Here is a 13,504-nt window from a genome sequence, read left to right on the forward strand (position 1 = left end):
CGGGGAACCGCCCTCCGGCCGCCGTGTCGCGCCGCGCCGTCAGTCGGCGACCCGGCGCTTGCCGCGCGGGCGGCGGGGGTACGGGAACAGCCGCGGCGAGCGCTTGGCCGCCACGTCCTCCACCCAGCCGAACAGCAGCACCAGCAGGGCCAGCAGCGGGATGCCGACCATCAGGGTGAACCACTGGCTGGTCAGCAGCCACTTCATGTGCTGGTAGAAGAAGTCGACGTCCCACAGGTGGTCGATCACCGGGACGGCGCACACCAGCGCGGTCACGTGCCACAGGTAGACGCTGACGGCCCGCGAGTTGAGCAGGCTGACCAGGCCGTTCCAGCGTTCCAGCGGGGCGGGCCAGCGCTCCCAGGACGGGCTGAGGTGCAGCAGCATCGCCACGAAGCCCAGGGACCAGACCGCCTGGGCGATCGGCCACGCCTCGATGTCGGTCGGCTGGCTCGGGTCGACCGGCCTGCTCTGCAGGTACCAGAAGCCGGCCACCATGACCAGCGGCGCGATGGACGGCACGACGTACTGCGGGAGGCGCTTGAGCAGCCCCTCCTGGTGGGCCATGCCGAGGATCCAGCAGGAGCCGAAGGTCGCGAAGTCGTTGACGGTCTCCCAGACCCGCTGGTAGACGAAGTCGTGGTCGGTGGTGAACCCGTTCATCGCGATCACCAGCACCAGCGGGGCGCACAGCGTCGCCACCGGGAAGCGCCGCAGGGCCCGCAGCATCAGCGGCGAGAGCAGCACGTACCAGAGGTAGGCCCGCAGGTACCACAGCGGCACCACGAGCTGGGTGGCCCAGCCGGACTCCAGGTGCAGGCCGCCGAGGCCGTGCAGGCCGTCCTCCGCGTACGGCGGGGTGCTCAGCGGCAGCAGCCAGAACGCCAGCTTGCCCCACCACCAGGTGGGGTGGCCGTCCGCGCCGGGGCCGCCGCCGTCGACGACCTGCAGGGCGACCACGATCCCGCCGAACAGCCACATCGGCGGCAGCAGCCGGCGCAGGCGGCCGCGGATCACGCCGAGGGCGGGACGGCTCAGCGAACGGGCCATCAGCGAGCCCGCCAGCGCGAACATCACGCCCATCGACGGAAACAGCAGCGGCAGCCAGAACCAGCCGAAGTTGTGGTAGAGCACCACGCGGACCAGCGCCAGCGCGCGCAGCAGGTCCAGGTAGCGGTCCCGGCCCCCCTTGCGCGGCGCGGGGGCCTGCTCCTGCTGCGCCTCCGGCTCCGGGGCCGGGTCGTGGTCGTGGTCCCGGCGCCACTGCTCGGGGATCCGCAGCGCCATGGTGTCCTCGTGGCGCCCGAAGCCCTCGGGTATCCGCAGCGGGATGGTCTCCTCGTGCCGCCCGCGCTGCCCGGTGGGTGAAGTCATGTCACACCTCCACCGGCGCGGCGGAGACCTCGCCGGTGCGCCGGAGCTTCTGCCAGCGCAGCCGGCCACCGGTGAACGCGGTGATCGTGGACTGCAAGAGGACGATGTACATCAGCTGCCGGTAGACCACCTGCTGCAACGGCAGGCTGATCAGGTGCCAGGGCTTCTCCCGGTCGAGCCGGAAGGCGTACCAGGACAGCAGGGACTGGAGCAGGATGAAGCCGCCCCAGCTGGCGAGGGTGAGCACGGTGTCCCCGAACAGGACGCCGTACAGCAGGAACAGGTCGACCAGCGGGGCCAGCAGCGGGGCGACCACGCCGAACAGCACCACCAGCGGCAGCCCGATCCGGCCGAACCGGCCGGCCGGTCCGCGGGAGACCACCGCGCGGCGGTGCTTCCACATCGCCTGCATCGAGCCGTAGCTCCAGCGGTAGCGCTGGGACCACAGCTGCTGGAGACTGGCGGGGGCCTCGGTCCAGGCCCGGGCGCGCTCGGCGTAGACGATCCGCCAGCCGTCGCAGAGCACCGCCATGGTGATGTCGGTGTCCTCGGCGAGGGTGTCGTCGCTCATCCCGCCGACGGCCTGCAGGGCCTCCCGGCGGAAGGCGCCGACCGCGCCGGGGATGGTCGGGATGACGTTGAGCACGTCGTACATCCGGCGGTCCAGGTTGTGGCCCAGGACGTACTCGATGTGCTGCCAGGCGCCGATCAGGCTGTCGCGGTTGCCGACCTTCGCGTTGCCCGCCACCGCGCCGATCCCCGGGTCGGCGAAGGGCTGGACCAGCTCGCGCACGGTGGACGGCTCGAAGACGGTGTCGCCGTCCATCATCACGACGATGTCGTGCGAGGCGGCCGCCACCCCGGCGTTCAGCGCGCTGGGCTTGCCGCCGTTGACCTTGCGGATCAGCCGGACGAACGGCAGGTCCATCTCCTCGACGATGTCCGCGGTGCCGTCCGTGGAGCCGTCGTCGATCACGATCACTTCGATCGGGTAGTCGCTGGCGGCGAGCGAGTTGAGCGTGTTGGCGATGCACTCGCGCTCGTTGTAGGCCGGGACGAGGACGGTGACCGGCTCGGTGACCGGGTCCCCCCAGGCGCCCTGCTTCTTGGAGCGGCGGGCGTGCACCGGGGCGAGCACGACCATCAGGGCGAACCGGCCGAAGTTCAGGAAACCGACCAGGGCGAGCAGCCCGACCAGCAGCGGCAGGGTCACCACCGAGACGTGGGTGGCCCAGATGAAGCCCTTGCCCGCCCACAGCTGGAAGCCGTGCACCGGCACCATGGCACTGGGGGCGCCGAGCGCGTCGGAGATGGTGGTGAAGCGGTAGCCCTCGCCCTGCAGCTTGACGATGATCTGCTCCAGCGCCTCGACGGTCTCGGCGCGGTCGCCGCCCGCGTCGTGCAGCAGGACCAGCTCGCCCGCGCCGGGCGTGGACGGCATCGCCGCCTTGACGATCTCCTCCACGCCGGGACGCTTCCAGTCGTCCGTGTCGCGGTCGATGAACGCCGTGAGGTAGCCGTGCGCGCCCACGTACTTGATGACCGGGTAGTTCCAGTCGTCCATCGCGGAGGCGTCGGAGGAGTACGGCGGCCGGAACAGCGAGCTGTGGACGCCCGCGACGCCGGCCAGCGCCAGCTGGGTCTGCGCCAGCTCCCAGCTGATCCGGGTGTGCGACTGGTAGGACAGGTCGGGGTGGGTGAAGGTGTGCAGGCCGATCTCGTGGCCGCCCGCGACGATCTGCCGGATCAGCTCCGGGTTGCGGGTGGTCATCGAGCCGGTCACGAAGAAGTCGGCCCGGATGTCGTGGTCGGCGAGCACCTTCAGGATCTTCGGGGTCCACTCCGGGGAGGGGCCGTCGTCGAAGCTCAGCACCACGGTCTTGTCGGGTATCCGGTAGCTCACCGGGTGCGCCTTCTTGTCACCGCGCGCGTCGATGACCGGGCCGCCGTGGAGCAGCTCCTCGGGGACGGTCGTCTTGTCCACCGACTGGGCGATCCGGGTGTCGTGGAACACCTCGTTGTTGGCCAGGCCGCGCAGCACGAGCAGCACCAGCAGGCACGCCAGCAGGGACAGCGGCATGAAGAACCGCAGCGGCGGCGCGGCCAGTCGGCGCGGCCTGAGCAGGGACTGCCGGCGGCGCTGGTGGCGGGACAATGGCGCTCCTGGGAATGGGTGGTGCGGAGGGTACGGGGGTGGCCGGCCGTCAGGAGTGCTTGACCGACTGGCCCGAAGCCGTCGACCCGGCCGATCCGGCGGTGGGCTTGGAGGCGGACTTCGACGTGCCCGGCTTCGCACTGCCGGACGGGCTCTTGGAACTGCCGGTCGAACTCTTCGCGCCGGGCGTCGCGGAACGGCCGGCCGTCCCGGTCGCCGAGGGCGAGGAGGAGGCCGAGGCCGACGCCGAGGGGGAGGCGGACGGTGCGGGGGAGGCGGCCGGCGCGGCGGCCGGTGCCTGCGTGGGCTGCGGGGGGATCACCAGCGGGGGAGCGTCCGCCTGGACGCCGATCAGGCTGCCGCCCATCGCCACCGCCAGGACCGCGCCCACCAGCGAGATCGGCCAGCCCAGGCCGCGGAGCAGGCGTCCGCGCAGACCCGACTGGTCGACGAACACCGGTTCGGGGGCCGGCTCCTCGAAGCCGTCGAAATCGTCGGGTTCCCCCGGATGGACCGGGCCGCCCTCGGGGGGCGTGATGACAGAGCGCACCTTGCAGCGCCTCTCAGTGCAGGGTACGTGGACCGCGGGAGCGTAGGCCGAACGCTAGTCCACCCCGCTGTGGGCAATGGGGCCCTGTGTCCGCATTTGGCGCGATATTCGGCAGTGTTGTAATCGGATTGAGATGAGGGTGGAGGCATAACCGTAGGCGGACGGCTGCGGACCGTTGACCTTGGCACATGTCCGTCAGGAGCGGGCGGGCAGAACGGCGGTGGCCCTTGCGGCCCCCGTTAGGATGACGGCCTCGTCCCATCGGCCGCCGCCCGTCACCGCGGGCGGGCCCAGGCCCCGCCGCTACGCCGCAAGGAGCCCGTGTGAGCAAGCCCCGCCGCATACCCCGTCACCGTGCGTGGAGCGTGCTCACCCTGCCCGCCCTGCTGAGCCTGCTCGCCGCGTGCTCCAGCGGCCCGGCCGCGGGCGGGGGCGACGCGGCTGCGGGGGCGGGGGCGTCGGGCGCGAAGGGCGGGGCCGCCGCGAGCGCCTCGCCGACGCCGACCGGCCCGCCCGGGACGCTGTTCGACTCCTTCCACTACACCGGGCCCGACGACCCCGCCTTCACCGACCACGGCTGGGAGGCCCGGGAGGGCGCGGGCGGCCCCGGCGTGAAGGACACCTGGAGCGCCGCCGGCGCCTCCTTCCCCACCGACGCCGACGCCCAGGGCGGCCGGGTCCTCCAGCTGCGCTCGTCCACCGACGGCACCAAGCAGGGCACCGAGCAGGTCGAGGTGCAGACCACCGGCGCCCGGTTCCTGAACGGGACGTACGCCGCCCGGGTCTACCTCAGCGACAAGCCCGGCAGCGGCCGCAACGGCGACCACGTCGTCCAGACCTTCTTCCCGATCTCGCCCGAGGACTCCTCGGCGAACTACAGCGAGCTCGACTACGAGTACATGGCCAACGGCGGCTGGGGCTCGGTCGGCCCGCAGCTGGACACCACCAGCTGGTACAAGGCCGATCCGCCGGACCGGGTCACCCACGCCCTCAAGCAGCACCTGCAGGGCTGGCACCTGATGATGATCACCGCGGTGGACGGGAAGGTGACCTACTCGCTGGACGGCAAGGACCTGTTCACCAGTTCCGGCAAGTACGTCGCCCGGGAGAAGGTCGACGTCCACTTCAGCAACTGGTTCATCGACCTGATGCCCTCCCTCGGCGCCGGGCGCACCTGGGACATGAAGGTCAACTGGTTCTACCACAAGGCGGACGAGGCGGTGTCCCAGGCCGACGTCCAGAAGGCGGTGGACGGCTTCTACGCCGCGGGCACCGACTACGTCAACACCCTGCCGAAGCCCTGACCGGGCCGGGCCCGTCCTCCGGGCCCACTGAGCCTTTTCAGGGCGGGCACCGAACGGGTGACGGTCGAGCGGTGGGGATGGGGGCAGAACGAACGAGGCTCCCGGGCGGTTGAGCGAGATGTCTCACGTCTCAAGCAACCAGCCAGGAAGCCTCGTTGGTTACCTATCCTGTCGCACTGAACCTGCCGCACGCGCTCGTCGAGTGGGTCACCATGCTCATCGTCGCCCGCGAAGGCGACCGCCGCTGCAAACTCCGTCCCTCCCAACGCGCCTTGGCCGACATGGCGTACACCGGCGCCGACGGCACCTTCGCCGTACCGACCGGACGTCCCGCCCGCAAGGAACTCAGCCCCGCGCAGCGGTCCTTGAACCGGGCCCACACCCGGCTCCGCCACCCGGTCGAGCGAGGCGTGGCCACGCTCAAGCGCTGGAGAATTTTCCGACACGCACGCTGCAGCCCGAACTGGCTGATGTCAACAGCCGAGGCCGTCCTCACCCTCGAGCTTCAACGTTGAAAAGGCTCACTGACCCACTTCGGAACTACTCGTCCAGGGCGCGTATTTGGTCGTGATCAAGTGGTGGTTCTGGTGAGGTCCTTGATCCAGATCATCGCGCCTCGAAGGCGGAGGCCGGCGAGGTAGCTCGGCGGGGTCTTGTCGTAGCGCGTGGCTGTGCCCCGCCAGGCCCTCATCTTGTTGATCAGGCGCTCGGCGGTGTTCCGGTCCTTGTAGAACTCGGCGTCGTGGCTGACGGGCCGGCCGCCCCTGCTGCCTTTCTTCTTGCGGTTGGCGGCTTGGTCGACCTTCTCCGGGATGACGGCCTTGATGTGGCGTTTACTCAGGTGAGAGCGGTTACCGCGGGACGAGTGGGCCTTGTCCCCGGCGACCGCGTCGGGCCGGGTGCGGGGACGGCCGACGGGCTCGCGGACACGAATCCTCTTCAGCACGGTGATGAACTGCGGGCTGTTGGCGGCCCGGCCCTCGGTCAGGACGAAGGCCGGCGGGCGGCACTTTCGCTCCCCGGCGATGTGGACCTTGCTGGTCTGCCTGCCCTTGGAACGTCCGAGAAGGGCTGCCTTCAGGCGGAGCCTGCGTCGGCGTCGGACGTGCCGCCGCTCTTCCCGTCCCGGGTCGTCGTGCCCGTCTTGCTCCTCCGGGCCGCCCCCTTTTGCCGGGGCCTGTTCGCCTCCTCGGCGGCTTCCGCGATCGCGCCCCCCAGCAGGGACTCGGAGACGCCGGCGTCCCTCCACTGCCGGAACCGGTTGTGGACGGTCGACCATGTACCGAACCCCCGGGGCGTCCCACGCCACTGGCTGCCGGTCTTGAAGTGCCGGACCATGCCCTCGAACTGCCGACGCAGCCGCTCGTGATACGGACCGTACTCGCCGATCGGCAGGTACGGCTCGATGAACTCCCACTCCGCACCGGAAAGCTGCCCTCGCGTCACGACACACGGTCTACTGGATCAGGCCGCGCCGCGAGGGCAACTCCCCAGAATGATCACAACAGAATACGAGCCCTAGGTGTTCTGTCCTGTGAGGTTGGGGACGCGGCTGGCGGGTGGTTTGCCTGCGAGTGCGGTGTGTCCGCGGTGGTGATTGTAGGTGTGGAGCCAGGTGGGGTAGGCGTCGCGGCGTTCCTGTTCGGTACGGTAGGGCTTGGCGTAGGCCCACTCGTCGAGCAGGGTGCGGTTGAAGCGTTCGACCTTGCCGTTGCTCTGCGGCCGGTAGGGGCGGGTGCGCTTGTGCGTGATCCCGTTGGCCGCGAGGGCGTCGCGCCACAGGTGGGACTTGTAGCAGGCGCCGTTGTCGGTCATGACCCGCCGGACGGTGATGCCGGCCCGGGTGAAGAAGTCGTTGGCCCGGGCCCAGAACGCAGTGGCGGTCTCCTTGCGCTCGTCCGCGAGGATCTCGCTGTAGGCCAGGCGGGAGTGGTCGTCGACGGCGTTGTGCAGGTAGCTGTAGCCGACGCCGGAACGTGTTCCGCGTCCGGCTTGGCGGCCCAGGGCTCTGTGGCCGCCGCCGTCGGGGATGTTGCCGAGCTTCTTGACGTCGACGTGGACCAGCTCGCCTGGGGCGTCGTGCTCGTAGCGTCGTATCGGCCGTCCGGTGGCGCGGTCGAGGTGGGCCAGACGGGCGAGGCGGTAGCGGGTCAGGACCCGGTGCACGGTGGCCGGGTTGAGCTTCAGCAGGTAGGCGATACGCGCCGGGCCCCAGCGGCGCAGGACGCGGACCTTGATGATCCGCCGCTCGGTACGGGTCGGAGTCCGGTTCGGGCTGCGGTGCGGCCGGCTGGAACGGTCGCCCATGCCGGCCTCGCCGAACGCGCGGTAGCGGTCCGCCCAGCGCATGGCTGTGGTGGGCGAGACCTGGAAACGCTCGGCGGCCCGGCGCAGTGGCCATCCGTCCTCGACCACACAGCGGGCCAGGCGCAGGCGTCCGGTCTCGGTCAGCGGTGCGCTACGGTGTGGCATGAGGGCCTTTCTGGCAGCCGGTGCAGATGTCGCAATCCACACCGAGCCAGAAGGCCCTCACTCATTTCAAGATCACCAGGCCGTGAACCCCGTCACCAACCTCCGTGGTCAGAACACCTAGATTGCCATGCTGGTGACATTTGGCTCGACCTGGGCTGTGCTGGCCGTTGGTCACAACATCGCGGGCCACGTCTGCCAGAGCGACCACCAGGGCGCGGGCACCGACCACAGGGGATGTCACTGCCGGGCGAGTCCGAGGCGAGGGCGGGCACCGTGCCTGGCCCACGTCTGCCGGTGCCACCTTGGCCCGCGTCGTGGGTAGGTCCCAGGTCTCAGTGAAGGCGTCCAAGAATCCCTTGCTCTGCGCCATCAGCCGCTCGGATGGCTAAATCCTTGAAAGTTTCCGTAGCCATAGCCATTGGCGTTGAATGGGGTCATTTGCCCGTTGATGATTGCAAATAGGCCACTGTTTTCTACTATCAGTACGGCATTGTTGTACTGCCAGAATGCGACATCACCGGTCATCAAATTGGACGGATCTATCCAGGGGAATCGAACCCCCGTGCCGGCGTATGCCGTGCTGGCGTTTCCTCCATTGAAGGCGATATCAAGAGCATGTGCGACGAGACCTGAGACTTTTTGGCACTGGCCATCCGGGAGGCAGAAGGTTGTGCTGCTTGGGTCTATCCACTCGGGCGTAATCCGTCCGCGAGCGTGAGCTGCTCCAGCGTTCGCCGGGGCTGCCGGAACAATCGTAATTGCAGCCGTGATGACGAGGGCTGCGGTCAACTTTCGCAGGCCCGACTTAGTCGTTCGCAAGCTACCACCCCTGTTTGCTGCAACTTGACGTGCGTCGATACGCATCGGAACTGTAACGGAGTTGGCCTGCTCTCAATAGGCCACTTCTCGCCAATGTGAGGTCCTTCAGCTGTGCCTCAATTCTGTTCGCTGAACGGTTGCGGAAGCCAGTGGCCGAGCTCAATAGGGTGTGTGGCCGGTCTTCTCTGCAGCCGTGCTCCTGATCACCCGCCTGTGACTGCCCTCATGTGATGTCAGCGGCGGGGCAAGGAGATGACGCTCGCAGCGCCGTCCCCCATGCTCGCCGCTGGGGACCAGTGAGCCTTTTCAGCGGTGCAGCTCCAGAGTGAGGACGGCCTTCGCCGCTGACGTCAGCCAGTTCGGGCTACAGCGGGCATGGCGGAAGATCCGCCAGCGCTTGACGGTGGCGATGCCGCGTTCGACAGGGTGGCAGCCGGGCATGGGCCCGGTTCAGCGATCTCTGCCTGTCGCTGAGCTCCTTGCGTGGCGGCCGTCTGGCGGGGACGGCGACCGTGCTGCCTGCGCCGGTGTACGCCATGTCGGCCAGGGCCGGGATGCGGAGCCTGGCGCAGGTCTTGACGATGCGGTGGGTACGGGCGGCGGTCAGGTCGTGGGTGCGGCCTGGAAGGGTACGGGAGATCCATACGAGTCTGCCTGTCGGGCCGGTGACGACCTGATGGTTGACGCAGTGGCGGCGGTGCTTGCCGACGCCGATCCGGAAACCGGCGGCGGTCTGGGCGAGCGTGTCGTGCTTGCGCAGGTACACCGGTGCGACCAGGGCGCGTTGGGAGGGACGGAGTTTGCAGCGGCGGTCGCCTTCGCGGGTGACGATGAGCATGGTGACCCACTCGACGAGCGCGTGCGGCAGGTCCAGTGCGGCTGGGTACGTGACCAGCAGGGCTCCCGGGCAAGAGTTGAGACGTCGGCTACCTCACTCAACCGTCCGGGAGCCCCGCGGGTTCTTCCCCACCCGGCACCACTCGATCGGTGGCTGCCTCGACGAGCCCAGCGTCAATCCTCGCTGTACACCCACTGCTCGACGCAGAACAGGGCCCCGGTGATCGTGCTGTCCCCGTCCCGCTCGGACCGCACCCACACGTTGAGCTCGACCGAGCCCACGTTCCCGTACGGGGTGTAACGGAGTTCCAGCGGATGGTCCTCGGCGTGCCGGAAGAGTTCCGCCTCGACGACGGAGGGGCGGCGGCCGACCAGTTCGATGCCCTGGAAGAGGACCTGCGGGCCGGTGCGGCCGTGGACGCTCACCGCGTTCAGTTCGGGGCCGTCGGCGCCCTCCCAGTAGTGCGCGCTCACCCCGGCGTGGTCGTAGTGCTCGTCGTCCAGTTCCCACCTGTCCAGGTCGCGGCCCCCGCCCGGCCGGAACGGGTGGTGGCCCTCGCGCCCGACAGGCTCCCGGCCGCCCAGCGCGGCGGCCACCTGCCGCGGGCTCATTCCGAAGCGCAGCGGACCGACGCCCCGCAGCGGTGCGCACTCCCAGCGCGACCGGTCCTGACCGACCGTCACCGGCGGAGGATCTGGGGGCGTTTGCCGGTCATGCGAAGGGCGGGTCAACCTGGCGACCGGCTCCGTGTTCCAGGGGTCCTCGGCCAGTTCGGGGCCGGTGGCCAGGAGACCGGTGATCATCCTGTCGCGGCGCTCCATGGGCCCCGTGGGTGCGTGCCCCCACTCCTGCACCACGCATACGGACAGCCCCCAGGCCGGTACCTCCGGTTCCCCGTGGCGGTTCACCCGCACCTCGGCCCCGCCAAGGAGGGCGAGGCGGCGGATGTCGGCGCGGGCCTCGGAAGGCACCCGCGCGACCAGTTCGACCTCCCCCAGCCGCACCAGCGGCCCGCCCGTCGCGTCGATCAGCACCGCGACCAGCCGCGGCCCCGGCCCGTAGAACGCGCTCAGCCCCGGCTCGTCGTAGTACTCCTGGACCTCTCCCGTTCGAACCCCCGGCTCGGGTTGGACGCCCGCCACCTCCAGCGCCTCCCGGACCTGCGCCGGGCTCATCCCGAAGCGCAGCGGCCCCACCCCCACCAGCGGGTCGAGCACCCATCGCTCGCGTTCTCCCGGCGCCCTGTCCCACCAACCCATACCAAACCCCCTGCGAACGATCCCGCCACGTCCGGTGCGACCCCGACGACGATTTCGGCGGTCACTCTAGACACGGTCTCCGACAGCACCGCAGCCAACCGGACTCCCCGCAGAGCGCAGGGGCACCATCGCGCCCCCGCCCATCAGTTCTACAGCTCTTGCCACAGCCGCCCGAACCGCACCTCCAGCATCCCCACAGACACCGGGCCGCCCGTCACCCGATCGGTGGCCACCTTGAAAAGGCTCGCTCTCTCCGGGCCCGGGCCGTGCGGGGCGTCAGTGCCGGACGGGGATGACGCCGGTCAGCCAGGTGAAGACGCCCGGGATCATCGGCTTCCACACGTCGCTGCTGTGGGCGCCGCCGGTCTCCTGGACGGTGACCGAGGTCGGCGGCTTGGCGGCGGCCTTCAGGGCCTCGCCGGCCTCCAGGCCGTCGCCCTTGTTGCCGCTGACGTAGAGCGAGGTCTTCGGCGGGTTCTTGGCGGACTTCAGGATGTTGAGCGGGTTGGAGATCTCGCGCAGGTGCGGGTCCTTCGCGGTCAGCGACTTGTCCTCGACGGCCGGGTCGTTGTAGCCGGACAGGCTGACCCCGGCGCGGTAGCGGTCGGGGTGCTCCAGGGCGAGCTTCGCCGCGCAGTGGCCGCCGGCCGAGTAGCCGGCCACGGCCCAGCGGTCGGCGGACGGGTCGGCGCGGAAGTTGTCGAGGACCATCCGGGGGACGTCGCGGGCCAGCCAGGTGTCCGCGTTGACCTTGCCGGGGACGTCGGCGCAGCCGGTGTCGGTGCTGTCGTCGAGCAGGGTGGTGCGCGGCGAGACCAGGATGAACGGGGCGACCTGCCCGCTCTGCATCATCGGCTTCAGCTGCTCGGACACCTTCAGCGTGCCGAACCAGGTCTTGGAGGAGCCCGGCCAGCCCGGCAGCAGTTCCACCACGGGGAAGCTCTTGTCCTTGTAGGCCGGGTCGTCGTACTGCGGGGGCAGCCAGACCAGCACCTCGCCGTCCACGCCGGAGACCTGGCCCTTGAGGTCGGTGGTCCGCACGTCGCCGGGCACCTTCGGGTCGTCGACCGGCTTGAACTGCTGGATCACCTTGGCGTGCTGGGCGTCGTTGCCGGGGTCGCCGCCCTCCGGCCCGGCCTGCAGGTTCGGCACCGCGCGGACGTGGCTGCCGGTGCCGAGCAGGTCGTCCCAACTGCCGTAGATCAGGTTGGCGTTGTTCACCATGACGAACACCATGAGGACGGCTGTGATCTGACAGAACAGCAGCATCACGATCCTGGACAGCGCCTGAAAGGGCTTCGGTCCGCGGACTCTCCCCCACAGGAGGAGCGCCACCACGATCGAGACCGGCACCAGGACGATCGTGAGGAGGAGGAACGGGGTGCCTGTCAGCTGCATCGGGGTCTCTCGAATCGGGTCGTCCGGCCGTCCGGGGCAAGGTCCCCCGGTTCACGCATCACACTTGTCAGACTGCGTCACACACGCGATCAGTTGCTGTCGACACTCGTGGAAACCTGAGAGGAACATCACTTTTTCGTGAGAATCCGCTGGGTGCCGAACGCTCAGTCTGCCAGTTCGCCCACAGCCTTCCGACCTCGGACCGCAACCTTTACCGAATCAAGGAGCATTCGTTCCGTGACCCGTGCCAGCGGCCCCGCCCGCCCCGTCCTGCCCAATCTGCTGGGCCTCGGCCCGCGCGCCGAGCGCCGCCGGCGCACCCTGCCCGCCGGGGTGCTGAAGCTGCCCACCATCGGTGTGGACATCGGCGGCACCAAGGTGGTCGCGGGCGTGGTCGACGGCGACGGCAACGTGGTGGACCGGCTGCGCACCGAGACCCCCGACAAGAGCAAGAGCCCCAAGGTGGTCGAGGACGTCATCGTCGAGCTGGTGCTGCACCTGGCCGACAAGCACGACGTGCACGCCGTCGGCGTCGGCGCGGCGGGCTGGGTGGACGCCGAGCGCTCCACCGTGCTGTTCGCCCCGCACCTGAACTGGCGCGGGGAGCCGTTGCAGCAGGCGCTCAGCTCCCGGCTGCGCTTCCCCGTGGTGGTGGAGAACGACGCCAACGCGGCGGCCTGGGCCGAGTGGCGCTTCGGCGCCGGGCGCGGCGAGGACCACATGGTGATGATCACCCTGGGCACCGGGATCGGCGGCGCGCAGGTCCGCGACGGCCACGTCGACCGGGGCAAGTACGGCCTGGCGGGCGAGTTCGGCCACATGCAGGTGGTGCCGGGCGGCCACCGCTGCCCGTGCGGCAACCGGGGCTGCTGGGAGCAGTACTCCTCCGGCAACGCCCTGGTGCGCGAGGCCCGCGAACTGGCCGCCGAGGAGTCCCCGGTGGTGCAGCCGCTGCTGGCCCGGGCCGGCGGCTCCCCGCTCGGCATCACCGGCCCGCTGGTCACCGAGGCCGCCCGGGACGGCGACGCCGTCGCCGTCGAACTGCTCTACGAGGTCGGCCGCTGGCTCGGCGTCGGCATCGCCAACCTGGCCGCCGCGCTCGACCCCGGCCGCTTCGTGATCGGCGGCGGCGTCAGCGAGGCCGGCGACCTGCTGCTCGGCCCCGCCCGGGACGCCTTCCGCCGCACCCTCACCGGCCGCGGCTTCCGCCCCGAGGCGGACCTCGTCCACGCCGAACTCGGCAACGAGGCGGGCCTGGTCGGCGCCGCCGACCTGGCCCGGCAGGTGGCCCGCCGCTTCCGCACCGTCAAGCGCCGCCGGGTGGACGGCTGAGGA

The 13,504-nt window shown here is 70.1% G+C and carries 10 protein-coding genes and 2 pseudogenes; 3 read left to right on the top strand and 9 right to left on the bottom strand.

The features are described from left to right. Window positions 1-39: 39 nt before the first annotated feature. From HUT16_RS30175 to HUT16_RS30185, 3 genes are all read right to left on the bottom strand, one after another. Window positions 40-1,374 (bottom strand): acyltransferase, encoded by a 1,335-nt coding sequence (locus tag HUT16_RS30175; protein ID WP_254898050.1) that lies wholly within the window; start codon window positions 1,372-1,374, stop codon window positions 40-42. A 1-nt stretch (window position 1,375) separates the two neighbouring features. Next, entirely contained in the window at window positions 1,376-3,454 is a 2,079-nt protein-coding gene (locus HUT16_RS30180; protein ID WP_176192940.1) for a bifunctional polysaccharide deacetylase/glycosyltransferase family 2 protein, read from the bottom strand. Window positions 3,455-3,578: 124 nt separating this feature from the next. Then, window positions 3,579-4,079 (bottom strand): hypothetical protein, encoded by a 501-nt coding sequence (locus HUT16_RS30185; RefSeq protein ID WP_176191205.1) that lies wholly within the window; start codon window positions 4,077-4,079, stop codon window positions 3,579-3,581. Window positions 4,080-4,402: 323 nt separating this feature from the next. On the opposite strand from HUT16_RS30185, the gene HUT16_RS30190 reads away from it, so the two are divergent. After that, entirely contained in the window at window positions 4,403-5,383 is a 981-nt protein-coding gene (locus HUT16_RS30190; RefSeq protein WP_176191206.1) for a hypothetical protein, read from the top strand. A 155-nt stretch (window positions 5,384-5,538) separates the two neighbouring features. Then, on the top strand, window positions 5,539-5,898 hold the full coding sequence (locus tag HUT16_RS30195) for a transposase family protein (protein ID WP_176191207.1): 360 nt from the start codon (window positions 5,539-5,541) through the stop codon (window positions 5,896-5,898). A 56-nt stretch (window positions 5,899-5,954) separates the two neighbouring features. On the opposite strand, the pseudogene HUT16_RS30200 reads toward HUT16_RS30195, so the two are convergent. The 6 genes and pseudogenes from HUT16_RS30200 to HUT16_RS30225 all read right to left on the bottom strand — a co-directional run bounded on the left by HUT16_RS30200 (window position 5,955) and on the right by HUT16_RS30225 (window position 12,169). Beyond that, window positions 5,955-6,829: pseudogene (locus HUT16_RS30200) on the bottom strand (IS5 family transposase). A gap of 72 nt (window positions 6,830-6,901) precedes the next feature. Then, on the bottom strand, window positions 6,902-7,855 hold the full coding sequence (locus HUT16_RS30205) for an IS481 family transposase (RefSeq protein ID WP_176191208.1): 954 nt from the start codon (window positions 7,853-7,855) through the stop codon (window positions 6,902-6,904). A gap of 369 nt (window positions 7,856-8,224) precedes the next feature. Further along, entirely contained in the window at window positions 8,225-8,719 is a 495-nt protein-coding gene (locus tag HUT16_RS30210; RefSeq protein WP_176191209.1) for a hypothetical protein, read from the bottom strand. Between the two features lie 261 nt (window positions 8,720-8,980). Further along, a pseudogene (locus tag HUT16_RS30215) lies at window positions 8,981-9,569 on the bottom strand (transposase family protein). 116 nt (window positions 9,570-9,685) lie between these two features. After that, the gene (locus HUT16_RS30220) at window positions 9,686-10,729 is read right to left on the bottom strand and encodes a hypothetical protein (protein WP_176191210.1); all 1,044 of its coding nucleotides are present in this window, start codon (window positions 10,727-10,729) and stop codon (window positions 9,686-9,688) included. A 318-nt stretch (window positions 10,730-11,047) separates the two neighbouring features. After that, a complete protein-coding gene (locus HUT16_RS30225) occupies window positions 11,048-12,169 on the bottom strand; it encodes an esterase family protein (protein WP_176191211.1) in 1,122 nt (373 codons plus the stop codon). A gap of 279 nt (window positions 12,170-12,448) precedes the next feature. On the opposite strand from HUT16_RS30225, the gene HUT16_RS30230 reads away from it, so the two are divergent. Next, window positions 12,449-13,501, top strand: coding sequence for an ROK family glucokinase (locus HUT16_RS30230; protein ID WP_254898391.1), 1,053 nt, complete (start codon window positions 12,449-12,451; stop codon window positions 13,499-13,501). Window positions 13,502-13,504: the final 3 nt, after the last annotated feature.

This window comes from Kitasatospora sp. NA04385, from assembly GCF_013364235.1.
Classification (GTDB): domain Bacteria; phylum Actinomycetota; class Actinomycetes; order Streptomycetales; family Streptomycetaceae; genus Kitasatospora.

What these genes read in the sequence shown, in the direction of transcription:
- HUT16_RS30175 (WP_254898050.1), bottom strand. Translation starts at nt 1,374, where the DNA reads ATGACTTCACCCACCGGGCAGCGCGGGCGGCACGAGGAGACCATCCCG.
- HUT16_RS30180 (WP_176192940.1), bottom strand. Translation starts at nt 3,454, where the DNA reads ATGCCGCTGTCCCTGCTGGCGTGCCTGCTGGTGCTGCTCGTGCTGCGC.
- HUT16_RS30205 (WP_176191208.1), bottom strand. Translation starts at nt 7,855, where the DNA reads ATGCCACACCGTAGCGCACCGCTGACCGAGACCGGACGCCTGCGCCTG.
- HUT16_RS30210 (WP_176191209.1), bottom strand. Translation starts at nt 8,719, where the DNA reads ATGCGTATCGACGCACGTCAAGTTGCAGCAAACAGGGGTGGTAGCTTG.
- HUT16_RS30225 (WP_176191211.1), bottom strand. Translation starts at nt 12,169, where the DNA reads ATGCAGCTGACAGGCACCCCGTTCCTCCTCCTCACGATCGTCCTGGTG.